Annotated in this window: 24 protein-coding genes; 8 read left to right on the top strand and 16 right to left on the bottom strand. The window is 70.4% G+C overall.

The genetic code is table 11. The annotated features are described in order from the left end of the window. Positions 1 to 24: 24 nt before the first annotated feature. Both ACZ3II_RS06500 and ACZ3II_RS06495 read right to left on the bottom strand, forming a co-directional pair. Positions 25 to 591, bottom strand: a complete 567-nt coding sequence (locus ACZ3II_RS06500; RefSeq protein ID WP_465516547.1) for an RNA 2'-phosphotransferase — start codon at positions 589 to 591, stop codon at positions 25 to 27. Then, complete coding sequence (locus ACZ3II_RS06495) at positions 588 to 1,364, bottom strand: class I SAM-dependent methyltransferase (RefSeq protein ID WP_465516546.1); 777 nt, start codon at positions 1,362 to 1,364, stop codon at positions 588 to 590. The genes ACZ3II_RS06500 and ACZ3II_RS06495 overlap by 4 nt, the downstream gene beginning before the upstream one ends. Positions 1,365 to 1,382: 18 nt before the next feature. Here ACZ3II_RS06495 and ACZ3II_RS06490 point away from each other — a divergent pair, with 18 nt between their 5' ends. Further along, a complete protein-coding gene (locus tag ACZ3II_RS06490) occupies positions 1,383 to 1,754 on the top strand; it encodes a PPOX class F420-dependent oxidoreductase (protein WP_465516545.1) in 372 nt (123 codons plus the stop codon). A gap of 95 nt (positions 1,755 to 1,849) precedes the next feature. Here the strand turns inward: ACZ3II_RS06490 and ACZ3II_RS06485 are convergent, their stop codons facing one another. Both ACZ3II_RS06485 and ACZ3II_RS06480 read right to left on the bottom strand, forming a co-directional pair. Beyond that, positions 1,850 to 2,059: a BldC family transcriptional regulator gene (locus tag ACZ3II_RS06485; protein ID WP_014687221.1), complete on the bottom strand. Its 210-nt coding sequence runs from the start codon at positions 2,057 to 2,059 to the stop codon at positions 1,850 to 1,852. A gap of 281 nt (positions 2,060 to 2,340) precedes the next feature. Further along, positions 2,341 to 3,180, bottom strand: a complete 840-nt coding sequence (locus tag ACZ3II_RS06480; RefSeq protein WP_465516544.1) for a DUF8083 family protein — start codon at positions 3,178 to 3,180, stop codon at positions 2,341 to 2,343. A gap of 151 nt (positions 3,181 to 3,331) precedes the next feature. On the opposite strand from ACZ3II_RS06480, the gene ACZ3II_RS06475 reads away from it, so the two are divergent. Next, positions 3,332 to 4,393, top strand: a complete 1,062-nt coding sequence (locus ACZ3II_RS06475; protein ID WP_465516543.1) for a Glu/Leu/Phe/Val family dehydrogenase — start codon at positions 3,332 to 3,334, stop codon at positions 4,391 to 4,393. Between the two features lie 181 nt (positions 4,394 to 4,574). Further along, entirely contained in the window at positions 4,575 to 4,805 is a 231-nt protein-coding gene (locus ACZ3II_RS06470; RefSeq protein ID WP_465516542.1) for a DUF3073 domain-containing protein, read from the top strand. 124 nt (positions 4,806 to 4,929) lie between these two features. Here ACZ3II_RS06470 and amcA read toward each other — a convergent pair whose 3' ends face one another. The 5 genes from amcA to ACZ3II_RS06445 all read right to left on the bottom strand — a co-directional run bounded on the left by amcA (position 4,930) and on the right by ACZ3II_RS06445 (position 9,663). Beyond that, on the bottom strand, positions 4,930 to 5,157 hold the full coding sequence (amcA, locus tag ACZ3II_RS06465; protein ID WP_465516541.1) for a multiple cyclophane-containing RiPP AmcA: 228 nt from the start codon (positions 5,155 to 5,157) through the stop codon (positions 4,930 to 4,932). Next, positions 5,126 to 6,229 carry a cyclophane-forming radical SAM peptide maturase AmcB gene (gene amcB, locus ACZ3II_RS06460; protein WP_465516633.1) on the bottom strand — a complete coding sequence of 368 codons (1,104 nt, stop codon included), beginning with the start codon at positions 6,227 to 6,229 and terminating at the stop codon, positions 5,126 to 5,128. The genes amcA and amcB overlap by 32 nt, the downstream gene beginning before the upstream one ends. A gap of 179 nt (positions 6,230 to 6,408) precedes the next feature. After that, positions 6,409 to 7,560, bottom strand: coding sequence for a phosphoribosylformylglycinamidine cyclo-ligase (gene purM, locus ACZ3II_RS06455; RefSeq protein ID WP_465516540.1), 1,152 nt, complete (start codon positions 7,558 to 7,560; stop codon positions 6,409 to 6,411). Between the two features lie 34 nt (positions 7,561 to 7,594). Continuing rightward, a complete protein-coding gene (gene purF, locus ACZ3II_RS06450; protein ID WP_465516539.1) occupies positions 7,595 to 9,205 on the bottom strand; it encodes an amidophosphoribosyltransferase in 1,611 nt (536 codons plus the stop codon). Between the two features lie 95 nt (positions 9,206 to 9,300). Continuing rightward, positions 9,301 to 9,663 (bottom strand): sterol carrier family protein, encoded by a 363-nt coding sequence (locus ACZ3II_RS06445; protein WP_465516538.1) that lies wholly within the window; start codon positions 9,661 to 9,663, stop codon positions 9,301 to 9,303. A gap of 154 nt (positions 9,664 to 9,817) precedes the next feature. On the opposite strand from ACZ3II_RS06445, the gene ACZ3II_RS06440 reads away from it, so the two are divergent. Next, the gene (locus tag ACZ3II_RS06440; protein ID WP_465516537.1) at positions 9,818 to 11,554 is read left to right on the top strand and encodes a carboxypeptidase regulatory-like domain-containing protein; all 1,737 of its coding nucleotides are present in this window, start codon (positions 9,818 to 9,820) and stop codon (positions 11,552 to 11,554) included. 66 nt (positions 11,555 to 11,620) lie between these two features. Here ACZ3II_RS06440 and purL read toward each other — a convergent pair whose 3' ends face one another. The 3 genes from purL to purS are packed head-to-tail and all read right to left on the bottom strand — an operon-like array spanning position 11,621 to position 15,044. Continuing rightward, entirely contained in the window at positions 11,621 to 14,086 is a 2,466-nt protein-coding gene (purL, locus tag ACZ3II_RS06435) for a phosphoribosylformylglycinamidine synthase subunit PurL (RefSeq protein ID WP_465516536.1), read from the bottom strand. After that, positions 14,083 to 14,793, bottom strand: a complete 711-nt coding sequence (gene purQ, locus ACZ3II_RS06430) for a phosphoribosylformylglycinamidine synthase subunit PurQ (protein ID WP_465516632.1) — start codon at positions 14,791 to 14,793, stop codon at positions 14,083 to 14,085. Before purQ ends, purL begins: the two co-directional genes overlap by 4 nt. After that, positions 14,790 to 15,044 (bottom strand): phosphoribosylformylglycinamidine synthase subunit PurS, encoded by a 255-nt coding sequence (gene purS, locus ACZ3II_RS06425; RefSeq protein WP_465516535.1) that lies wholly within the window; start codon positions 15,042 to 15,044, stop codon positions 14,790 to 14,792. The genes purQ and purS overlap by 4 nt, the downstream gene beginning before the upstream one ends. Positions 15,045 to 15,265: 221 nt before the next feature. Between purS and ACZ3II_RS06420 the strand changes: the two genes are divergently transcribed. Then, entirely contained in the window at positions 15,266 to 15,946 is a 681-nt protein-coding gene (locus tag ACZ3II_RS06420) for a S1 family peptidase (RefSeq protein WP_465516534.1), read from the top strand. A gap of 57 nt (positions 15,947 to 16,003) precedes the next feature. Here ACZ3II_RS06420 and purB read toward each other — a convergent pair whose 3' ends face one another. Genes purB through ACZ3II_RS06405 form a run of 3 tightly spaced genes read right to left on the bottom strand, consistent with a single transcriptional unit; the run spans position 16,004 to position 19,190 of the window. Then, positions 16,004 to 17,425: an adenylosuccinate lyase gene (gene purB, locus ACZ3II_RS06415; RefSeq protein ID WP_465516533.1), complete on the bottom strand. Its 1,422-nt coding sequence runs from the start codon at positions 17,423 to 17,425 to the stop codon at positions 16,004 to 16,006. Next, the gene (locus ACZ3II_RS06410) at positions 17,422 to 18,669 is read right to left on the bottom strand and encodes an MFS transporter (protein WP_465516532.1); all 1,248 of its coding nucleotides are present in this window, start codon (positions 18,667 to 18,669) and stop codon (positions 17,422 to 17,424) included. Before ACZ3II_RS06410 ends, purB begins: the two co-directional genes overlap by 4 nt. Next, positions 18,666 to 19,190 (bottom strand): ArsR/SmtB family transcription factor, encoded by a 525-nt coding sequence (locus tag ACZ3II_RS06405; RefSeq protein ID WP_465516531.1) that lies wholly within the window; start codon positions 19,188 to 19,190, stop codon positions 18,666 to 18,668. Before ACZ3II_RS06405 ends, ACZ3II_RS06410 begins: the two co-directional genes overlap by 4 nt. Before the next feature lie 129 nt (positions 19,191 to 19,319). On the opposite strand from ACZ3II_RS06405, the gene ACZ3II_RS06400 reads away from it, so the two are divergent. Beyond that, positions 19,320 to 19,772, top strand: coding sequence for an SCP2 sterol-binding domain-containing protein (locus tag ACZ3II_RS06400; RefSeq protein WP_465516530.1), 453 nt, complete (start codon positions 19,320 to 19,322; stop codon positions 19,770 to 19,772). Positions 19,773 to 19,839: 67 nt separating this feature from the next. On the opposite strand, the gene purD is transcribed toward ACZ3II_RS06400, so the two are convergent. Next, positions 19,840 to 21,081, bottom strand: a complete 1,242-nt coding sequence (purD, locus tag ACZ3II_RS06395; RefSeq protein ID WP_465516529.1) for a phosphoribosylamine--glycine ligase — start codon at positions 21,079 to 21,081, stop codon at positions 19,840 to 19,842. 90 nt (positions 21,082 to 21,171) lie between these two features. Here purD and ACZ3II_RS06390 point away from each other — a divergent pair, with 90 nt between their 5' ends. Next, positions 21,172 to 22,464 (top strand): adenylosuccinate synthase, encoded by a 1,293-nt coding sequence (locus ACZ3II_RS06390; protein WP_465516528.1) that lies wholly within the window; start codon positions 21,172 to 21,174, stop codon positions 22,462 to 22,464. Then, positions 22,464 to 23,411 (top strand): diacylglycerol kinase family protein, encoded by a 948-nt coding sequence (locus ACZ3II_RS06385; protein WP_465516527.1) that lies wholly within the window; start codon positions 22,464 to 22,466, stop codon positions 23,409 to 23,411. The genes ACZ3II_RS06390 and ACZ3II_RS06385 overlap by 1 nt, the downstream gene beginning before the upstream one ends. The last annotated feature ends 13 nt before the right edge of the window (positions 23,412 to 23,424 follow it).

Genomic DNA, 23,424 nt, shown 5'->3' with positions numbered 1-23,424 from the left:
TGGAGGCGGGATCAACCTGGCAGATTACGTGTTTGTCCGTTTTACCGACAGGTGCTGTGACGGTACGACAGCGGTGAGCCATACCCCGTTGTCACTGCGGTGGAAGACATGCCCCTCCTCGGCCATCACCCCCGCCGCCACGCTGAAGACCACCACGTCCGGCGAGCGCCGGCGGCCGACGGTGCGCGCTGTCGGCACGTCCACCGAGAGGTGGACATGGTGCCGGCTCCGGGGGCGCAGGCCCTCCCGCAGGATCGCTTCCAGGTTCGCCCGCGGCGTGCCGTGGAACAGCTCGGCGGGCGGCGTCGCGGGCGGGAGAGCGAGGTCCACCCCGACCCGCCGGGAGTGCCCCTGGCTGGCCCGGATCCGGTCGGCGCCGTCCGGGCCGGTGGACACGGCGAAGCGTGCCTTGTCGTTGTACGCGACCACGTGGTCGAGTTCGGCGCGGGTGATCCCGAGCGCCGCGATCAGGTCGGCGACCGGCACCCAGCCGTTCGCGTCGAGGGTCAGGCCGGCCGTCTCGGGCCGATGCCGCAGGACCAGGGAGATCCGCCGGCTGAGGCGGACCTGGTCCCGGGTGAGTTCGGTCATCCGGTGTGCTCCATGACCGCAAGGTAGTACGGGTGGTCGCGGTCGTCGATCGATTTCAGCCGCCACGAGGTGCCCGCCAGCAGCGCCGACAGCTCCTCCACCGAGCAGTTCAGGTAGTCGAACCAGTCGCTGGCCAGTTCCCGGTACCGCAGTCGCAGTCGCAACTGCCCGCCGAGCCGGCCGCGCGCCCGGTTCGCCTCGTGATAGCTCACGTGCACCGGATCGGTCGTCCCGTACGGATCGGTGCCCTGCGCGATGATCCGCGCGCCCGGGGCGGCGAGACGGGCCAGCGCGGCCAGGAAGACCGGTGCCCGCTCCGGGCCCTCGATCAGGCCCAGGTTGTTGCCGAGCAGCAGGAAGGTGTCGTACCGGACGCTGGCCCGGGCGAACTCGTCGACGGTGTTCAGCACGGTGTCGCGCAGCCCGCGCCGCCGGGACACCTCGATCGCGCCCTGCGAGGTGTCCAGCCCGGTGACCGCGTACCCCCGGTTCTGCAGTTCGACGGCGATCCGGCCGGCGCCCACCCCGATGTCCAGCACCCGGCCCCGGCAGAGCCCGGCCGCACGATGGTCGAACGGGCGCCAGTCGGCCGGCTCGCTGAGATAGTGGCCGGCGAGGGCTCCGTTGATCAGGCCGTCGTCCCGCTCGATCACCTCGATCACCGGTCGCGGGTACCGCCCACCGGCCAGCGGGCGCGGCCCGGAGCCCGTGTGCACCGCGTACGCGTCGCGGATCATCTCCCCGAACGCATCCCCTACCACCGGCTGAGTCATGGTCAATACTCTTGGTCCATGACCGCACTGGAGCAACTCGGCTCGCAGAAGTACGTCCTTCTCACCACGTTCCGCAAGGACGGCCGGGCGGTTCCGACCCCGCTCTGGGTCGTTCCGGACGGCGCCGGCCTCGGGTTCTGGACCGTGGCGGGCAGCGGCAAGCTCAAGCGCATCCGCAACAGCGGGCGGGTCACGGTCGCCGCGTGCGACATGCGGGGCAACCCGACCGGCGAGGCGATCGAGGCGACCGCGCGGATCGGCGACCACACCGACCGGCTGCGCGTCGGCGAGGGCATCAAGAAGAAGTACGGCGTGGTCGGCCGGCTGACCATGCTCGGCAGCCGCCTGCGCCGGGGTGTCGACGGAACGGTGGCCGTTCTCGTCAGCTGACTCTCCCCCGCACCCCGGAAAGGGTCCGGGAACGAAGAAGGGGCGATCGCCTTCCCCAGCGCTCGCCCCTTGCTACGTTTTTCGGTCGACTTGGGTCAGTCGCCCTGACGCTGCGTGGGAATCTGCCCCTGCAGCAGGGCGCGGACCTCCGACTCACGGTAGCGACGGTGGCCACCCAACGTGCGAATTGCGCTGAGCTTGCCCGCCTTCGCCCACCGAGTAACGGTCTTCGGGTCGACACGGAACATCGACGCCACCTCGGCCGGCGTTAGTAGCGGCTCAGGATCGTGCGTACGCGATGCCATCGGTCACTCCTCCACAGGTGCCTAAAAACATCGGCCGGGGTCCCGCCGGCCGGTGCGTCTCTCATGGTCCGGCTAGTCCCCGATGTCCGACATGGGCCGAACGGACGAACGTCCCCAGATAGACGGATGAAGCATGCCCGATTTTTGCGCGTTTTATACGCCAGATAGTGCCTCGTTTAGTCCTATTATGACGCTTCGGGGACCAGCCATTACGAAGAGTGCTCGCTTCGGGAGCGCTTCCACGCGCCGCGAAACGTGCCCGTCTGTCCTGTTTTCGCAGGTCAGTTGCATCGTTCGAGAAGCTGGACGGTGCGCCAGCGCGCGACCAGCTTTTCGTACACCTCACTTGCTGACTCAGCGTCACCGCGAGAAAGTGCGGAAAGTCCGGCTGACACCAGTCCGGGGGAATCATCCTCCGCGAGGTTGTCCTCCGGGAGGAGGTTGACGAGGCCGCCGTAGTCGAGCTCCACCACCGAACGTGGATGGAACTCCTCCAGCCAGCGGGTGCCCTCCTCGACGGCCTCGGTGATGGGGGCGTCGCCCAGCGACTTGCGCAGCACCGAGACGGCCCGGTGGGCCCGGCGCCGCGCCTTGGAGATCTCGGTCCGGTACCGCAGGACGCGGCGGCGGCCGGTCAGCGCGATCTCCCGCTCCTCCAGGTCGACGAAGGTGAACCAGCGCAGCGGGACACCCCACGTGGCGATCTGCTCGTGCACCCGGGGCACACCCTGCTCGAGGACCTTGGCGCCGCTGCGCCAGTCCTCCACGACCGCTTTCGCCTGCCCGGCCAGCACCGGCGGGACGAAGGCGTCGGCGAGCACCGCGGGCACCCCGTCCCGCGCGGTGAGGGCGGCCTCGGCCACCCGCAACCGCAGGTTCCAGGGACAGACCAGCACCGCGCCGTCCCACTCCAGCACATAGGCCTCGTCGGGCAGGTCGGGCAGCCGGGTCCAGCCGGCGCCGAGCGCCTCCAGCACCGCGGTGCGCTGCCGGGCGGGACCCTCGACCAGGCCCAGGTCGCGGCCCTCGCGGGCGTAGTCACGCCAGTAGACCTGCCGCTCCCGGTCGAAGGCGGTCAGGGGCTCGTAAACCCGTAGGTACGACGCGAACAGTGACGGCACGGCGCGAGTCTTTCACGAATCCGGCCGGTGAGAACTTCCCGCGCGGACGTAATCCCCGCACTGTCGGCACGGCTACGCTCAGGCCTACCGGCTCACCCCGGCCGGGATCATGGCCCCACGAAGGCCACGCATGAGATCAGGAGAATTGAACATGGACGTGTTCGACGCCAACGGGCACGAACAGGTCGTCTTCTGCCAGGACCGGGCGACCGGACTGAAGGCGATCATCGGCATCTATTCCACGGCGCTCGGCCCGGCGCTCGGCGGCACACGCTTCTACCCGTACGAGAGTGAGGCCGCCGCCCTCGCCGACGTGCTGAAGCTGTCCCGCAGCATGGCGTACAAGAACGCCATGGCCGGCCTGGACCTCGGCGGCGGCAAGGCCGTCATCTGGGGCGACCCCGCCCAGCTCAAGAGCGAAGCGCTGCTGCGGGCGTACGGCCGGTTCGTCGAGTCGCTGAACGGCCGCTACTACACCGCCTGCGACGTCGGCACCTATGTCCAGGACATGGACGTGGTCGCCCGCGAGACCCGGTACGCGACCGGCCGCAGCGTGCAGCACGGCGGCGCCGGCGACTCCTCGGTCCTCACCGCCTGGGGCGTCTTCCAGGGCATGCGGGCCACCGCCGAGCACACCTGGGGCACCCCGTCGCTGCGCGGCCGGACCGTGGGCGTCTCCGGTCTCGGCAAGGTCGGCAAGTACCTCGCCGGTCACCTGCTCGAGGACGGCGCCGAGGTGGTCGCCACCGACGTCAGCGAGGCCGCCCTCGCCTGGGCCCGGGAGACCCACCCGCAGATCAGCCTGGTGCCCGACACCGACACGCTGATCACCTCCGACATCGACGTCTACGCGCCGTGCGCCCTCGGCGGCGCGCTGAACGACGACACGGTGCCGGTGCTGCGGGCCAAGGTCGTCACCGGCGGCGCCAACAACCAGCTGGCCCACTCCGGCATCGGCAAGCTCCTGGAGGACCGCGGCATCCTCTACGCCCCGGACTACGTGGTGAACGCCGGCGGCGTGATCCAGGTGGCCGACGAGATCCAGGGCTTCAACTTCGAGCGGGCCAAGCTGCGCGCCACCGGGATCTTCGAGACCACCCGGCGCATCCTCCAGCTCGCCGGCGACGAGGGCGTGCCCCCGGCGGTCGCCGCGGACCGGCTCGCCGAGCGGCGGATGGCCGACGTCGGCCGTCTCCGTTCCATCTACCTTTAGGGCTTTCGTGGGCCTGCCGTGCGCCGCCGGAGAACATCCACCGCGACGCGCGGCAGTGTCACACGCAACCCGAGGTGCCGAACGCGCCGTCGTCCATGTACCGTAAGACCCACGAGAGATGCCTGACGTCATCGGGGCCCGCCTTCGGGCTGCCCCGAATTCTGTGCGAGGGGGTCGAGCCATGGGGCGCGGCCGTGCTAAGGCCAAGCAGACGAAGGTGGCCCGGGAGCTGAAGTATCACTCCCCGAACACCGACCTCACCGCCTTGCAGCGCGAACTGGCGGGTGCCGGTAAGTCTGACCGTCATTTCGACGACGACGCTGAGATCGTCGACGATGACGAGGACGACGGCGATGATGACCAGGACACCTGGGCTAGCCCGGACACCTGGTCGCCTACAAGGCGGCACTGACCCGTTCTGCACAGAGCACGCGGCGTGACCGCGTGCTCGCGTGTGTCACGCGGTCACGATTCCTACGGTTGACAGCGAAGCCCACGCGGGCTCTCATCCGCGTGGGCTTCGGACCAGTCACGGTTCAGCGTGGCCGGTTGTTCCAGTTGTAGAACGTGGGAATGTTCTCGAAGTGGTTCCAGGCGCACACCGCCGAGCCGCCGTCCTGCGGTGTCTCCTCGGCGCGCTGTTGTCTGGCCACCTCGGCCTCCGCGATGAGCGCGGCCAGGCCGGCCCGAGTGTCGTGCACCCGTGCCGTCACCGGATCCGTCTCCACGCCGTCAGACAGCCGTGGCTTCGTGATCTCGGGCATGGTCCAGCACTCCCTCCAATAGGCGAATCTTGCTGTTCCGGCAGTGGTCCGTCTCGGTGACGTCGAACCTGCCGTGCTCGAAGTACCGGTTGGCGGCGTGCGCGCCGCCGCAGAAGCCGAAGTACGGGCAGGTTTCCCGGCACGCCTCGATCCCGCGCAGGAACTCGCCGATCCAGGGTGTGCCCGCCGCGCCGGCGAGAATCTCCGGCAGCGGTGTGGTCAGCACGTTCCCGCTGGTGAAATCGCCGTACCGCGGGTCGTGGAAGCCGGCCAGCTCGGGCGAGAGCAGGACCACCGACCCGTCGTGGGCGATCGTCGGGATCGGGTCGAGCCGTCGCGGCAGCAGGTCGTCGGCGTTGCCGTTCAGGACGGCGGCGGCGTACCGCAGCGACCACTCCACCTCGCGCAGATGGATCCGGGGGTCGCGGCGCCAGGCGGTCACCAGCTCGGCCCAGAAGGCGCTCACGGCCACCGGGTCGTGGCTGTTGTGCCGGGTGTTGACGCCCTCGGTCTCCTCCACGTTGATGCCGAGCACCTCGCAGCCGAGGCCGAGGAAGTACTCGTACAGCTCGGTGGCGGCCCCGGGGCGCGGATCGCTGACCACGCACAGCGCGGAGAACGGGATGCCGTGCGCCCGCAGCCGGTCGATGCCCCGCATGATCAGGTCGTAGGCGGGTTTCCCGGCCCGGTCCACCCGGTCGCCGTTACGCGCGCGCGGCCCGTCCACGCTGACGCTGACCCGGACGTCGTGCTCGGTGAAGAACGCGCACCACTCGTCGTCGATGAGCGTCGCGTTGGTCTGCACGTGGTGCTCGACACCCGCACCGAACGGCGCGAACAGCGCGGCCAGATGCGCCCGGCCGGCGGCCAGCGGCTCACCGCCGTGCCACACCACCGAGAACCGGCCGGCCCGGGCGTAGCCGGCGACTCCGGCGGCCACCGCCTCGGCCACCGCGACCGGCATCCGCAGGTTCTCCCGGCGCAACGGCAGATAGCAGTAGTCGCACGCCAGATTGCACAGCGTAGTGGGTTGCATGACGACGTAGCCGGGCTCTGCCGAGATGCCCCGCATCCCGCTCCAGGCGACCGCCATGGTCATGCACACTCCCGTCCGGCTTTCGCGACAAACCCTAAGCCTCGCGGTCCAATAAGCATGCGAAAGATCCGCATGTGCCGGACATCAGCACACACGGATCATTTCACGTCGGACTATTCCGAACCAGAATCACTTTCCGGTCGACGCCGTCACTCTCAGCCGCGGGTGTAGGAGCCCATCATCTGGACCTCGCCGCTGCCCTCGACGACCTCGCCGACCTGCCAGGCCTCGACACCACGGCCGGTCAGGTACGCCATGGCACGGTCCGCGTCGTCGGAGGAGACGACGGCGAACATGCCGACACCCATGTTGAAGGTGGCCTCCATCTCCGAGTCCTCGATCCGGCCCTTGGCCTGGATCAGGTCGAAGATCGGCTGCGGGCGCCAGGTGGACCGGTCCACCACGGCGTCCATGGTGTCCGGGAGGACCCGGTTCAGGTTGCCGGGGATGCCACCGCCGGTGACGTGCGAGAACGCCCGCACCTCGGTTTCCTCGATCAGGCCCAGGCAGTCCTTGGCGTAGATCTTGGTGGGGGTGAGCAGCTCCTCGCCGAGGGTGCGCTGGGTGCCGAAGTCGTCGACCACGGTGTCCAGGCGCATCCGGCCGGCGCCGAGCAGCACGTGCCGGACCAGCGAGTAACCGTTGGAGTGCAGGCCGGACGAACGCATCGCGATGACCGCGTCGCCGAGTTCGACCCGCTCCTTGCCGAGGATCTCGCTCTCCTCGACCACGCCCACGCCGGTGGCGGAGACGTCGTACTCGTCCGGGCGCAGAACGCCGGGGTGCTCGGCGGTCTCGCCACCGAGCAGGGCGCAGCCGGCGTACCGGCAGCCGTCGGCGATCCCGGCGCCGATCTCGGCGACCTTGTCCGGGACGACCTCGCCGCAGGCGATGTAGTCGAGCAGGAACAGCGGCTCGGCGCCACAGGCCACCAGGTCGTCGACGACCATCGCGACCAGGTCGATGCCGATCGTGTCGTGGATGTCGAGCTGCTGCGCGATGACCAGCTTGGTGCCCACACCGTCGGTGGACGAGGCCAGGATCGGGCTCTTGTACTTCGCGGCGTTCAGCCGGAACAGGCCGGAGAAGCCACCCAGGTCACCGATCACCTCGGGCCGGGAGGTCTTCTTCACCTTCTGCTTGAGCAGCTCGACGGCACGGTCGCCGGCTTCGATGGAGACACCCGCGGCAGCGTACGTGGCCGAGCGCTTACGCGGCCCGCGGCCGGAGCCGGCCGTCCACAGCTGGCGGTCGGCTCCTTCGGCGCCGTTGGATCCGGCACTGCTGCGCTCGGACACGTGCGTCACGGTTCTCCCCTTAGCGGTTCTGTGTAACTGAAGGTCACGGGTGGTGCAGCGCGTTCGCGCCACCGGGGCTGGCCACCAGCGGCTCCGATGCCGGGCGGTCGTCGCCCGCGTGCTCGCGGGCCTCGTAGTCGGTCTCGAGATCGGCGACGGCGGCCGTGGCCGTGTCGGAGGAGGCGCCCGGCATCGAGGCGCGCCGGCCGACACCCTCCAGGACGTGCTTGCCGATCAGGTCACTGGTGGGCAGCTCGATCGGGTACTCCCCGTCGAAGCAGGCCATGCAGAGCCGGGACTTCGGTTGCTCGGTCGCCTGGACCAGGTTGTCCAGCGAGACGTAGCCCAGGCTGTCGGCGCCGATCGACCGGCGGATGCCGTCGATCTCCAGGCCGTTGGCGATCAGCTCGGCCCGGGTCGCGAAGTCGATGCCGTAGAAGCACGGCCACTTCACCGGCGGCGACGAGATCCGGACGTGGATCTCCAGCGCGCCGGCCTCCCGCAGCATCCGGATCTGGGCCCGCTGGGTGTTGCCGCGCACGATCGAGTCGTCGATCACGACGATCCGCTTGCCGCGGACCACCTCGCGCAGCGGGTTCAGCTTGAGCCGGATGCCGAGCTGGCGGATCGTCTGCGACGGCTGGATGAAGGTCCGGCCGACGTAGGCGTTCTTCATGAAACCGGCGCTGTACGGGATACCGGAGGCCTCGGCGTAACCGATGGCGGCCGGGATGCCGGACTCCGGCACGCCGATCACCAGGTCCGCCTCGACCGGGTGCTCCTTGGCCAGCTTGCGGCCGACCTCGACGCGGGCCGAGTAGATGTTGCGGCCGGCGATCGTGGTGTCCGGGCGGGCCAAGTACACGTACTCGAAGAGGCAGCCCTTGGGCTCGGGCGCGGCGAACCGGCTGGACCGCAGGCCGTGCTCGTCGATCGCGATGATCTCGCCCGGCTCGACCTCACGCACGAAGCTGGCGCCGGTGATGTCCAGGGCGGCGGTCTCGCTGGCGACCACCCAGCCCCGCTCCATCCGGCCGAGCACCAGCGGGCGCACGCCCTGCGGGTCACGGGCGGCGTAGAGGGTGTGCTCGTCCATGAAGACGAAGCTGAAGGCGCCGCGCAGGGTCGGCAGCAGCTCGAGCGCGGCGGCCTCCACCGAGAGGTCGGGGCGGCCCGCCAGCAGCGTGGTGACCAGGGCGGTGTCGGAGGTGGAGTCGCCCACCTCGAGGCCGCGGTCGGCGACCTCCTTGGCCAGCTCGGCGGTGTTGACCAGGTTGCCGTTGTGGGCCAGGGCGATGGTGGTGCCGGCCGGGGTGGCCCGGATCGTGGGCTGGGCGTTCTCCCAGTTGGAGCCGCCGGTCGTGGAATACCTCGCGTGGCCGATCGCCAGGTGGCCGCGCAGGCTGGCCAGCGTCGGCTCGTCGAACACCTGGGAGACCAGGCCGATGTCCTTGTAGACCACCACGCCGGACCCGTCACTGACAGCGATGCCGGCGGCCTCCTGGCCACGGTGCTGCAATGCGTAGAGGCCGAAGTAGGTGAGTTTGGCGACCTCTTCCTCGGGGGCCCAGACGCCGAAGACGCCACAGGCGTCCTGGGGGCCGCGTTCCTGGGGGTCGAGATCGTCGGTCAAACGGCCGTCGCCTCGGGGCACCTGCTCGCTCCCTCATGTCGGGTCTGCACGAACCTGAACTCGCTGGTCCGTCCGACCGACCAGTGTACGCGAGCCTGCGGGAACCCCACCCGGGCTCAGGAGTCGATCAGCGGCAGGTACTCGGAGATGTCGGTACGGATTCCGCTGGCCCGGACCCGGCCGTCCTGGACCGCCTGGTGCCAGGGCAGACGGCCGGAGGCCACGAGCAGCCACGTCATCGGATCCGTTTCGACCACATTGGGCGGTGTGCCGCGGGTGTGCCGCGGACCGGCGACGCACTGAATCGCACCGAAAGGTGGAATACGCACCTCCACCGATCGGCCAGGCGCCCGGCGGGACAACTCGGTCAGCAGTGCTCGCACGGCATCACGGAGCACCGGGCGGTCCGGCTCGGCACCCCGGTCCAGCGCGTCCAGCGCGTCATGAACCGACTCGGAATTATTGTGCGCAGAGGACATGTCGGGACGATACGACCCGACTCCCCGGTAACGGGACCCCGCCCTGGGTCGCGCAAGTGACGTATGACAAGGCATAGTTGCCGACGGTGTACACGTCGTGGGATCCGCCGGACATCAAAGAATCCGGGGACCGCGCGACCGGAAGGCGGTGGACGTGACGACGCACCTACGAGCCCGGACGGCCCAGGCCGGTGCGTTCCTGGCGCTGGTCGCCGGCGTGGTGGCCGGTACACAGACGGCTGCTCTGGCAGACCCCCCAACTGTGCAGATCAACGCGCCCAACGAAGCCGAGTCCGGGTCCACTCTAACCGTCTCGTACACGGTTAGTAACCCCGCAGGCTCGGATGGTGACGAGAACGAAGGCCAGCCCGGCCCCGACGCCAACGTCCAGGTCGATGTGAACGGCGCCTCGTGCCGGGGCGACTGTGGCGGCAACGTCGCCGACGGCGACACCAAGGGGTTCGAGTCGACGCTCCGGATGCCGAACGTCGACGCCGGCCAGCAGCGGCAGGTCACGTTCACGGTCCGGGTGACCGCGGGCAACGAGCGCGACGAGAAGAACGTGACGATCAACGTCAAGGGCCCCGAGGCGCCGAAGACCGTGCGCCAGGTGTCCGGACGGGTCAAGGACGACTCCGGCGACCGCGTCTCCGACGTCCAGGTCGTCATGGAGGACAGCCAGGGCCACCGGTACAGCACCACCACCAACGGCTCCGGCAGCTTCTCGTTCTCCTCCTCGGACTCGCAGCCGATCGCGGCCGGCGGCATCAAGGTCGCCGCCGCCAAGGACGGTTACAAGGCCGCCTCGATAACCGTGCAGGGCACCGCGGGCAACTCCGTGAACGCCCCGCTCACGATCGCGAAGGTGGTGGCGCAGACCACCTCGCCGACGCCCTCCCCGAGCGCGACGACCAGCGCGGCGCCCACATCCGCGGCGCCGATCGACGAGGAGACCGCCGGTGACGAAGGCGACAACAAGGCCGACACCATCGACGCGAACAACACCGCCAGCACCGCCGACGACGACGGCACCAACTGGCTGCTGATCATCATGGGCGCGCTGCTGGTCGCGGCCGGCATCGGCGCGATGGTGCTGGTCTGGATGCGGCGCAAGAAGGCCGAGGAGCTCAGCGACACCGGCATCGGCAAGATCGCCCCGGCCGGCTCGGGCTTCGACGCGACCCGGGTCGCCGCGCCGGTCGGCGCCGGCCCCCGCGGCAACGACGCCACCATGATCGCTCCGGCCGCCGGCATGGGCGGTGGCAGCATCGCCGACGCGCCCACGATGATCCACCGGCCGGCCGTGCCGGTCGAGGACGAGTTCCCGGACCCCTACGGCGCTCCACTGCCCGCCAACGGCGGTTACGGTGGCGCGACCAACCAGTGGGGCAACGAGGCCGGCGGCGGCAACTACGGCGGCGCCACGCAGCCGTACGGGCAGCAGGGCGGCGGTTACGGGGCGGCCCAGGGTGGCTACGGCGACGGCGGCCAGCAGCGCTACGACGAGCACACCAACATGTACCAGCCCGAGCAGCCGCAACAGCAGCAGCGGTACGACGAGCACACCGGCATGTACCAGCCCGAGCAGGACAACGGGTACGGCGCCGGCTACGGCGGCAACGGTTACGACCAGGGTGGGTACGACCAGCAGGGCGGCTACGGCGGCCAGGGCGGGTACGACCAGGGTGGTTACCAGCAGCAGGGCGGGTACGACCAGCACGGCGGCGGGTACCCCCAGCAGCAGCAGGGTGGCTGGGACGACCAGCAGGGCGGTTACCCGCAGCAGCAGCAGGGTGGCTACCCCCCGCAGCAGGGCGGCTGGGACGACCAGCAGCAGCAACAACACGGCGGGTACGACCAGCGACGGCAGAACCGGGACTGGAACGACTGACGCCGTACCCCGCACATGATTAAGGCCCCCGCTGATGCGGGGGCCTTAACTGTTTCGCGGTGTTGATCAGGCGTTGGCGGGCGGGTCGATCGGACCGCCCGGCGCCTGCGGGCTCAGCTCCAGCGTGACCGAGCGGACCTTCTCGGTCGCCGGCGCCGCGGCCGTGGTGACCTCTTCCACGACGGCGTTGCGGCTGACGGCGCTGCCGAAGAGACGGGGCAGCGTGGACGACCACGCCTCGCGCACCTCGCCCAGCGGGATCGAGAACTGGCCCTCGACCTCCAGCACCTGCTCCTCGGTCGTGACGCCGAGCGGGGTGACCGGCACGCCGTGCTCGGCCGCGACGGCGAGGAACGCCTTGTCGTGGCCACGCGGCACGGCGACCAGGGCCCGGCCCGCCGACTCGCTGAACAGCTGGACGAACGCCGACTCGCCACCCGCCGGGAGGGTCACCTTGGCACCGACGTCGTACCGCAGGGTGCTCTCCACCAGGACCTGCGCCAGGCCACCGTCGGACAGGTCGTGCGCGGCACTGACCAGACCCGCCTTGGAGGCGTGCGCCATCACCTTGCCGAGCGCCCGCTCGGCGGCGAGGTCGACCTTGGGCGGGCGGCCACCGAGGTGGTTGTGCGTCACCCAGGCCCACTCCGAGCCGGACAGCTCGTTGCGGGTCTCGCCGAGCAGGAACAGCAGGTCGCCACCGGGCTTGCGGAAGCCCATCGGGATGCGGCGGGCCACATCGTCGAAGACGCCGAGCGTGCCGACCACCGGGGTCGGGTGGATCGCGGCGGCGCCGGTCTGGTTGTAGAAGCTGACGTTGCCGCCGGTGACCGGGGTGCCGAGCTCCAGGCAGCCGTCCGCGAGGCCACGGCAGGCCTCGGAGAACTGCCACATCACCGTCGGGTCCTCGGGGGAACCGAAGTTGAGGCAGTCGGAGATCGCGATCGGCTCGGCGCCGGTGACGGCGACGTTCCGGTACGACTCGGCAAGCGCGAGCTTGGCGCCCTCGTACGGGTCGAGGCGTGCGAACCGCCCGTTCCCGTCCACCGACAGCGCCACCCCGAGGCCGGTCTCCTCGTCGATGCGCAGCACACCGGAGTCCTCCGGCTGGGCCAGGACCGTGTTACCGAGCACGTACCGGTCGTACTGCTCGGTGACCCACGTCTTGTCGCAGAGGTTCGGCGAGCCGGCCATCCGCAGCAGGGTGGCCCGCAGCTCGTCGCCGGTGCTCGGCCGGGGCAGGGTCTCGGCCCGGTCGGCCTGCAGCAGCATCACGTCGTTCGGCTCACGGAACGGCCGGTTGTAGACCGGGCCGTCGTCGGCGAGCGAACCCGGCGGCACGTCCACGACGACGTGGTCGTTCCAGGTGATGTGCAGGCGGCCCGGGGTGCCGTCGGCGGAGGCCGCGGTGACCTCGCCGATCGCGGTGGCCCAGACGCCCCACTTCTCGGCGACCTTGAGGACCGCGTCCAGGTTCTCCGGGGTGACGATCAGGAGCATGCGCTCCTGGGACTCGCTGGCCAGGATCTCGGTGGGCGACATCGAGGCCTCACGCAGCGGGACCCGCTCCAGCCAGACCCGCATGCCGGTGCCGGCCGCCGCAGCGGTCTCGGTGAGCGCGCAGGTGAGGCCGGCGCCGCCGAGGTCCTGGATGCCGGAGACCAGGCCGGCGTCGTACAGCTCGAGGCAGCTCTCGATCAGCAGCTTCTCCATGAACGGGTCGCCGACCTGCACCGACGGGCGGCGCTGCTCGGCCTCCTCGTCGAAGGTGGCCGACGCCAGCACGGAGACGCCGCCGATGCCGTCCCGGCCGGTCCGCGCGCCCAGCAGCACCACGATGTTGCCGGTGCCGGTGGCTTCCTTCTTCTGCAGGCGCTCGACCGGCAGGACGCCGATGCTGAGCGCGTTGACCAGAGGGTTGCCCTGGTAGCAGGGGTCGAAGACGATCTCGCCGCCGATGTTCGGCAGGCCCAGGCAGTTGCCGTAGCCGCCGATGCCCGCGACGACGCCGGGCAGCACCCGGGCGGTGTCGGGGTGGTCGGCCGCGCCGAACCGCAGCGGGTCCATCACCGCGATCGGCCGGGCGCCCATCGCCAGGATGTCGCGGACGATGCCGCCGACGCCGGTCGCCGCGCCCTGGTACGGCTCGACGTAGCTCGGGTGGTTGTGCGACTCGACCTTGAAGGTGACCGCGATCGTGTCGGAGATCTGCACCACACCGGCGTTCTCACCGATGCCGGCGAGCATCCGCACGTTCTGCGGCGCCTTCTCGCTGAACTGCTTGAGGTGCACCTTGCTCGACTTGTACGAGCAGTGCTCACTCCACATGATCGAGTACATCGCGAGCTCGGAAGCGGTGGGCCGCCGGCCGAGGATCTCGCGGATCTTGGCGTACTCGTCGTCCTTGAGACCCAGCTCGCCGTAGGGCTGGATCTCGTCCGGCGTCTTCTCGGCCTGCTCGACGGTGTCGGGACCTTCGGATCCGCTGACGAGCACGTCGGTCGCAGCGAAACCGCTCTGCTGCGTCGTCACTGTTGTCCCCCTGCGAGCTGACCGCCCGCGGAGGACCCGGCCAGGGCCCGCAGGACGGAGGTGAAGAAGCCGAGGCCGTCCAGCGACGGGCCGGTCAGCGCCTCCACGGCGTGTTCCGGGTGCGGCATGATGCCGACGACGTTGCCGGCCTCGTTGGTGATGCCGGCGATGTCGCGCTGGGAGCCGTTCGGGTTGCCGTTGATGTACCGGGCGATGACCCGGCCCTCGGCCTCGAGCGCGTCCAGCGTCGTGGTGTCGGCGACGAAGCAGCCTTCACCGTTCTTCACCGGGATCAGGATCTCCTGGCCGGCGGTGAAGCCGTTGGTCCAGGCGGTGTTGGTGGCCTCGACCTTGAGCCACTGGTCCCGGTTGCGGAAGTGCAGGTGCTGGTTCCGGGTCAGCGCGCCGGGCAGCAGGTGCGCCTCGCAGAGGACCTGGAAACCGTTGCAGATGCCGAGCACGGGCAGGCCGCCGCGTGCCGCATCGATGATGGACTCCATCACCGGCGCGAACCGGGCGATGGCGCCGCAGCGCAGATAGTCCCCGTAGGAGAACCCGCCGGGCAGGACGACGGCGTCCACTCCGTGCAGGTCGGGGTCGCCGTGCCAGAGGCGGACGGCCTCGGCGCCGGCGAGACGGGCGGCGCGGGCCGCGTCCCCGTCGTCGAGCGAACCCGGGAAGGTGACCACACCGATCCGCATGGTCAGGCGACCTCCGCCGAGGCGGCCTCGACGCGGATCTCGAAGTCCTCGATCACCGGGTTGGCGAGCAGCTTGTCGGCGATCTCCCGAGCCCGGTCCAGGTCCGGTTCTCCAGCGAAATCGATCTCGATCCGGCGGCCGATGCGAACAGATGAGACATCGGTGACGCCGAGCCGGGGCAGCGCATTCGCCACCGCTTGACCCTGCGGGTCCAGGATCTCCGGCTTGAGCATGACGTCGACCACGACGCGAGCCACGGGCACTCCTGACTGATAGGTGTAAGCAGGCGAAGCCTACCCGGTGAACCTCGCAGGGAAGCCGGGGGCCGGTTTCCGCCGCCGGACGGCAGGGTCGTTGAGCAGGCGTGCGGGAACATCACACAGTGATATGTATCGATTGGATTCTGGACGGGGACCGAACGGCGATTTAGGTTGCATTCGTCGATCTCGATGGATCATCCCCGGAAGGACAACTCGACGTGCGCATACGACTCCTGGCCGCGCTCACCGGCGTGGTCGCCGCCCTGGCCGCCCCCGCCACCGCCCAGGCCGCGGACCCCGACGTCACCCCGTACATCATCGGGGGTGGCACCGTCTCCTCCGCGCCGTGGGCCGCCGCGATCTTCGCCAACGGCGCCTTCACCTGCTCCGGCACGATCATCTCGGCGAACTACGTGCTGACCGCCCGGCACTGCGTGGGCAGCTCGATGTCGGTGCGGGTCGGCAGCGTCAACCACACCTCGGGCGGGGTCACCCGTACCGTCGCCTCCTCCGCCACCCGCTACGACCTCGCGCTGCTGCGCCTCAGCAGCTCGGTCAGCACCACGTACATGCCGCTGTCCAGCGCCTACCCGCCGGTCGGGGCCACCAACAACATCTACGGCTGGGGCATGACCTGCTACTCCGGCTGCGGGGCGTCGCCCACGCTGAAGACCGCCACGGTCCGGGTCACCTCGACCAACTCGACCGACTACTACGGCGGCCGGGCGATCGCGAGCACCCGGATCAACGGCAACGCGTGGCGCGGCGACTCGGGCGGCCCGCAGGTTTACAACGGCGCCCAGGTGGGCGTCGCGTCGACCGCGGACGGCAGGAGCAACCAGTACTACGGCAGCGTCGCCTACAACCGGGCCTGGATCACCTCGACCGCCGGCGTCTGAGGACCAGCGTGTGGATTTCGGGCGCTATGCGCGCCCGAAATCCACACGCGGAAAGAACTAGAGGATCGGCGCGGGTGCGTACGCCGCCGCCGACGGGTGCTGAGCGACGATCTCGGCCACCCGGTCGGCCACGGCACGCACCTGCGCCGGCGCCGCGCCCACGAAAGCCGCCCGGTCCGCGACCAGCGCGTCGATCTCGGCGCGGGACAGCTGCAGCCGCCCGTCCGTCACCAGGCGGTCGAAGAGGTCGTTGACCGCAGCGCCCTTCTCCCGCATGGCCAGCGCCACGGCGACCGCGTGCTCCTTGATGACCTCGTGCGCGACCTCCCGGCCGACACCCTTGCGCACTGCCGCGACCAGCAGCTTCGTGGTGGTCAGGAAGGGCAGGAAGCGGTCCAGCTCGCGGGCGATCACCGCGGGGTACGCCCCGAACTCGTCCAGCACCGTCAGGAACGTCTGGAACAGGCCGTCGGTGGCGAAGAACGCGTCCGGCAGGGCCACCCGGCGCACCACCGAGCAGGAGACGTCACCCTCGTTCCACTGGTCGCCGGCCAGCTCGCCGACCATCGACAGGTAGCCGCGGACGATCACCGCGAGACCGTTGACCCGCTCCGACGACCGGGTGTTCATCTTGTGCGGCATCGCCGACGAGCCGACCTGGCCCGCCTTGAAGCCCTCGGTCACCAGCTCCTGGCCGACCATCAGGCGGATCGTGGTGGCCAGCGACGACGGCCCGGCGACGATCTGGGCGAGCGCCGAGACCACGTCGAAGTCGAGCGACCGGGGATAGACCTGGCCGACGCTGTTCAGCACCCGCTTGAACCCGAGGTGCTCGGCGACCTTCTTCTCCAGGTCCGCCGCCTTCTCGAACGAGCCGTCGAAGAGGTCGAGCTGGTCGGCTGCGGTGCCGACCGGGCCCTTGATGCCCCGCAGGGGGTACCGGCCGATCAGGTCGTCCAGGCGGTCGTACGCGATCAGCAGCTCCTCGGCCGCCGACGCGAACCGCTTGCCCAGCGTGGTGGCCTGCGCCGCGACGTTGTGCGACCGGCCGGTCATCACCAGGTCGGAGTGCTCGACGGCGAGCGCCGCGAGGCGGGCCAGGGTGGCCACCACCCGGCCGCGGATCAGCTCGAGCGAGGCCCGGATCTGCAGCTGCTCGACGTTCTCGGTGAGATCGCGGGAGGTCATCCCCTTGTGGATCTGCTCGAAGCCGGCCAGCTCGCTGAACTCCTCGATGCGGGCCTTCACGTCGTGCCGGGTGATCCGCTCGCGGGCGGCGATGGACGCCAGGTCGACCCGGTCGAGGACGGCCTCGTACGCCTCGACGGCGCCCTCGGGCACGTCGACGCCGAGATCACGCTGAGCCTTCAGGACCGCGAGCCACAGCTGGCGCTCCATCCGGATCTTCTCCTCCGGGGACCAGAGAGCGACGAGATCGGCGGAGGCGTACCGGGCGGCGAGCACGTTCGGGATGGTCACGCCGAGGATTCTTTCACGGTCGCCGGGGCGTCCTCCGGCAGCCGGTGACGCAGGGTACGGACATCGCGGCTGATCAGCATGGCGGCCACCGACAGGAACATCAGCACGGCCGCCCCGATCAGGGTCGGCCGCAGGCCCGCCGACTCGGCGATCGGCCCGACCGCCACCTCGCCGACCGGCATGGCCAGGAACGAGCCGAGCATGTCGTACGAGTAGACCCGCGCCAGCTTGTCCGCCGGCACGTGCTCCTGCATCGTCGTCTCCCAGGCGATGCCGAACTGCTCCAGCCCGATCCCCGCGACGAACCCGGTGACCAGCAGCACCGGCACGCTCGGCCACACCCCGAGGGCCAGCATCGGCAGCGTGACCAGGCTGCACGAGACACAGCCGAACAGCAGCAGGCGCCGGATCCGCAGCCGGATCGCGATCACCGCGCCGACCAGCATCCCGGCGGTCTGGGCGGCCAGCACCAGGCCCCACGCCTGCCGGCCGAACGTCTGATCGGCGACCACCGGGCCGAGCACGTGGGCCGACCCGGCCCAGGCGACGTTGCCGACGCAGGCGCCGGCCACCACCACCCAGAGCCAGGTCCGGGAGCGGAACTCGACCCATCCGCCCCGCAGCTCCGCCAGCACCCCGGACCGCTGGCGCGCCTCGCCCGGCGGCAGCCGCAGGAACGCGAAGAAGAACGCCGAGAGCGCGAACGAGGCGGCGTCGGCGGCGATGCCCCACCCGGGGCCGACCAGCGCGACCACCACTCCACCGAGGGGCGCGCCGACGATCATCGCGCCGTTGGAGCACATCCGGTTGAGCCCGTTCGCCTGTTTGCGGATGTCCTCGGGGACCGTCTGCGGCACGATCGCGGCGGTGGCCGGCAGCGCCACCGCCGCGACGACCCCGTTGACCGCGGAGACCGCGATCAGCAGCGGCACGGTCGCGGCCCCGGTCAGCACCAGCACCGCCACCGCGGCCTGGGTCGCGGCTGCGGCGAGGCCCGCGCCGACCAGCACCAGGGAACGCGGCAGCCGGTCGGCCAGCACCCCGCCGAACAGCAGGAACAGCACGTTGGTGAGGGTCCGCACGCCGACCACCAGCCCGAGGTCGCGCACCGACCCGGTCAGGTCCAGGACCGCGAACGACAGCGCGATCGGCGCGAAGGCGTTGCCCAGCGCGTTGACCGTGCGACCGGCCAGCAGCAGCCGGAAGTTCCGGTGCCGCAGTGGGGCGAGGGCGCCGCTGCTCACCGGGTCCTCATCTCGAACATCGCGATCGTGGTGCTGGTACGGGTGGTGCCCGGCGTGTGCGGTGGCCGGGCCGCCTCGTGCAGGTCCCCCAGCGCGGCCCGGATCCGGTCGCGGATCTCCTCCCACCTCTCCGGGTCGACCCAGAACTCGCCGTCACCCAGGAGGCCGGTCCCCGCCCAGTGGCCCTCGGCCGCCCGGCGGGTCAGCTCGTTGGCCGCGGCCGGATAGAGCAGGCGTTTCTCATCGGGCGTGAACGTGCCCGGGTCGGATCGGGCGTCGTAGCGGTACCGCTTCGCCATGCCCCCGCGGATCTTCTCCTCCCCGGCCACCACGATCAGCCCGCCGGCCAGCAGATTGCGCAGGTGATAGCTGGCGTTGGCGTGCGTCAGGCCGAGCTCGCGGGCGATCTCCGCAGCGGTCAGCGGCGCGCCGGTGAGAAGGGCCATGATCCGCAGGCGGACCGGATGCGCCAGCGCGCGCAAGGCGGCTCTCCCACCCGGCGCGTCATCTCCCAAAGACATGCTGGGGAGTCTATGAACAGGCCGGGTCGACTGTCCAACACTTATTTGGGGGTGGGAGACTGCACGAAGTAACGGGATTCTCGCTAAAGTTACCGGCGAGTAAACCGGCGAACTTCGAAAGGACTACTGATGACTGATTTCAGCCCCGAGTCGCTCTCGGCGATCGGCCCGAAGGAGTTCACTCAGCTCGTCAAGTCCACGCCGGATGCGAAGATCGCCGAGATCATGTCCTCGGAGAAGCGCTCGAAGATCCTCGACGAGGTCTTCAACCGGATGCCCACGCTCTTCCGCCCGGACCGCGCCGGCGACACCGCGACCGTGATCCACTGGATCCTCACCGGTGGCCCGGAGGGCTCCTCCGACACCTACGAGACGGTCATCGAGAACAAGACCTGCACCGTCACCAACACGCCGCAGCGCGACCCGAAGCTGGCGATGACCATGGACGCGGTCACCTTCCTCAAGGTCATCGGCGGCACCGGCAACCCGGTGATGCTCTTCATGACCGGCAAGATCAAGACTAAGGGCGACGTCACGCTCGCCACCAGCATCCCCAAGCTGTTCGACATCCCCAAGGGCTGATCACGGCCCGCGTGATGCGAAAAGGTCCGGGCACCTGAAGTGCCCGGACCTGGCAAGCTCCTCGGCGTCAGACCGTGATCTCGCCCCGGAGCGCCTTCAGCGCGATGTCGGTGCGGTACTGCGCGCCCTCCAGCCGCACGCCCGACACCAGCGCGTACGCCGCCTCCCGGGCCGCCGCCAGATCCGCGCCCGTGGCCGTCACACTGAGCACCCGGCCACCGGCCGAGACCAGCGCGCCGTCCGCGTTCCGCGCGGTGCCGGCGTGGATGACCCCGGGCACCTCGGCGCCCTCGATCACGTCACCGGTCCGCGGCACCCCCGGGTAGTTGTGGCTCGCCACGACGACGGTGATCGCCGCGCCGTCCTTCCACCGCAGCGGCTCGTGCCGGTCCAGCGTGCCGGTCGCGGCCGCGTTGAGCAGCCCGGCCAGCGGCGACTCCAGCAGGGCCAGCACCACCTGGGTCTCCGGGTCGCCGAACCGGGCGTTGAACTCGATCACCTTCGGCCCGCCGGGAGTGAGGGCGAGGCCGACGTAGAGCAGGCCGGCGAACGGCGTACCCCGCTTGCGCATCTCGGCAAGGGTCGGCTCGACGGTCTCCCGCAGCACCCGCTCGGTCAGGTCGGCCGGCGCCCAGTCCAGCGGGGCGTACGCGCCCATGCCGCCGGTGTTCGGGCCCTCGTCGCCGTCGAGCAGCCGCTTGAAGTCCTGCGCCGGCATCAGCGGGGCGACCGCGGTGCCGTCGGTGACCACGAACAGCGACACCTCGGGGCCGGGCAGGAACTCCTCGATGACGACCTGGCCGCACGCCTCGGCGTGGATCAGGGCCTCCTCGAGGTCGTTCGTCACGACCACGCCCTTGCCGGCGGCCAGGCCGTCGTTCTTCACCACGTACGGCGTGCCCAGCTCGTCGAGCGCGGCCCGGACGGCGGTCATGTCGGAGCAGGCGAAGGAGCGGGCGGTCGGCACCCCGGCGGCGGCCATCACCTCGTTGGCGAACGCCTTCGAGCCCTCCAGCCGCGCGGCCGCGGCGGACGGGCCGAAGCAGGCGATGCCCTTGGCCCGCACCGCGTCGGCGACGCCCGCGACCAGCGGGGCCTCCGGGCCGATCACGACCAGGTCGGCGCGCAACTCGACGGCGAGCGCGGCGACCGCGGCCGGGTCGGTGGCTTTGACTTCGTGCAACTCGGCGAGCTGGGCGATGCCCGGGTTACCCGGCGCGCAGGCCAGGAAGTCGACGGATGGGTCGGCGGAGAGGCCGACGGCAAGCGCGTGCTCGCGCCCACCGGAGCCGATCAGAAGTACGCGCACGACGGCCCATCCTACCTGCGTGGCCGTCGCGTAAACTTCGGCAGTACCCGGGCTCCTCCAGGTACACCTTGGGGAAAGGCATATCTAAAAGTGCCGGTGATCGTGTTGGTCGGCGCCCAGTGGGGCGACGAGGGCAAGGGTAAGGCGACGGACCTGCTGGGCGACCGGCTGGACTACGTGGTCAAGTTCAACGGTGGCAACAACGCGGGCCACACCGTCGTCATCGACGGCGAGAAATACGCGCTCCACCTCCTCCCGAGTGGGATCCTGTCCCCGGGTGTCGTGCCGGTCATCGGCAACGGCGTCGTCGTCGACCTGAACGTGCTGTTCCAGGAGATCGACGGCCTGGAGGCCCGCGGCATCGACACGTCCCGCCTGCGGATCAGCGCCAACGCGCATGTCATCGCCTCGTACAACCGCACCCTCGACAAGGTCAGCGAGCGGTTCCTCGGCGCCCGCCGGATCGGCACCACCGGCCGCGGCATCGGCCCGACCTACGCCGACAAGATGAACCGGATGGGCATCCGGGTCCAGGACCTCTTCGACGAGTCGATCCTGCGGCAGAAGGTGACCGCCGCCCTTGCCATGAAGAACCAGGTGCTGTCGAAGATCTACAACCGCAGCGCGGTCAAGGGCGAGGAGGTCGTGCAGGAGCTGCTGTCCTACGTCGACCGGCTCCGGCCGTACGTGGCCGACACCGCCCTGGAGCTGTCCCAGGCCATCGACGCCGGCAAGGTCGTGCTGTGCGAGGCCGGCCAGGCCACCCTGCTCGACGTGGACCACGGCACCTATCCGTTCGTGACCAGCTCGAACGCGACGTCCGGCGGCGCCTGCACCGGCTCCGGCATCCCGCCGACCCGGATCGACCGCGTCGTCGCCGTGCTGAAGGCGTTCACCACCCGGGTCGGCGAGGGCCCGTTCCCGACCGAGCTGCACGACAGGTTCGGCGACTACCTGCGTGAGGTCGGCCACGAGTACGGCACGACCACCGGCCGCCCGCGCCGCATCGGCTGGCTCGACCTGGTGATCGGCCGCTACGCGCAGCGCATCAACGGCGTCACCGACTTCGCGATGACCAAGCTGGACAACTACGACGGCCTCGACGAGATCCCCGTCTGTGTGGCGTACGAGGTGAACGGCGTCCGCTACGACGAGATGCCGGTCAACCAGACCGACTTCCACCACGCCACCCCGGTCTACGAGACCCTCCCCGGCTGGAAGCAGGACATCTCCGGCTGCCGCAAGTTCGAGGAGCTGCCCCAGCAGGCGCAGGACTTCGTCGAGTTCGTCGAGGCCCGGATCGGCGCCCGGATCTCCATCGTCGGCGTCGGCCCCGGCCGGGAGGCCGTCATCGAGCGGCACTCGGTGCTCGGCGGCGTCTGATGTACGACGTCATCCTCCTCAGCCTCGCCGAGGGCTCGGGTGACGGCTGCGGGTCCGGGTGCGGCGGCTGCCAGTCCGCCTGCGCCACCCCGCGGACCCCGGTGCTGGCCTGCGCGGACGCGCTCCGCGAGGCCGGCGCCCTGGTCGAGACCGTCCTGGCCGGCTCGGACGCCGAGATCGACGAGGCGCTGGCCCGCCTCGACGGCCCGGCCCGGCCGGACGGCCTGACCTGGCCGGACCTCGACAGCAAGGTGCGCCTGGTGGTGGCCACCGCCACCGACGGCCAGCTGCGTGCCGTCGTACGCCGCCTGGTCCGCCGCTACGCCCCGCCGCCCAGCAAGCGGCCCGGCGACCTCGCCCCCAGCCGTACCGTCCCGGATCTTCCGCCCCTCGCGATCCTGCCGCTCGACCCCGGGAACCGCGAGGACCTGGCCGCTCAGCTGGGCCTGCCGCGCACCCCGGCCGACGTGGCCGCCGCGGTCATGACCGGCACGGTCCGCCGGCTCGACCTGCTGCGCAACGACGGCGGCTCGGTGACGCTGGACGGCGCGCTGCTCGGTGGCGCCGACGACGACGGCCGGGCGGTTCCGTGGCGCGGCCGGGTCGAGGTCGACGACACCGTCCTGACCGACGGCGAGGAGCCGGTGCTGGCCTGCGCGATCGGCAACGCCGGGGGCTACGCCGAGTTCGACGGCCTGCGGCTGCTCGCCGACGGCGACCCCACGGACGGCCGGGTCGAGGTCTCCGTCGCGGTTCCGGTCGTCGTCAAACAGCGTTTCAAGAGCCCGAGGGTACGGGTGGAGGTACGCCGGGCCCGCGGACGAGCCGTCTCCGTCCTGCCGCGCGAAGGGGAACTGCAGTTCCTCGACGACGGGGTGGCAGGATCGACGAGCCGGAAGCGGTCCTGGTGGACCGAGGCGGGGGCCTGGGCGGTCTACGCGGGCTGACGTCACAGGTTTA

Source organism: Actinoplanes sp. NPDC019969 (assembly GCF_055562375.1).
The sequence above is the reverse complement of the archived record's forward strand: the minus strand, read 5'-3'. Positions and strand labels throughout refer to the sequence as shown.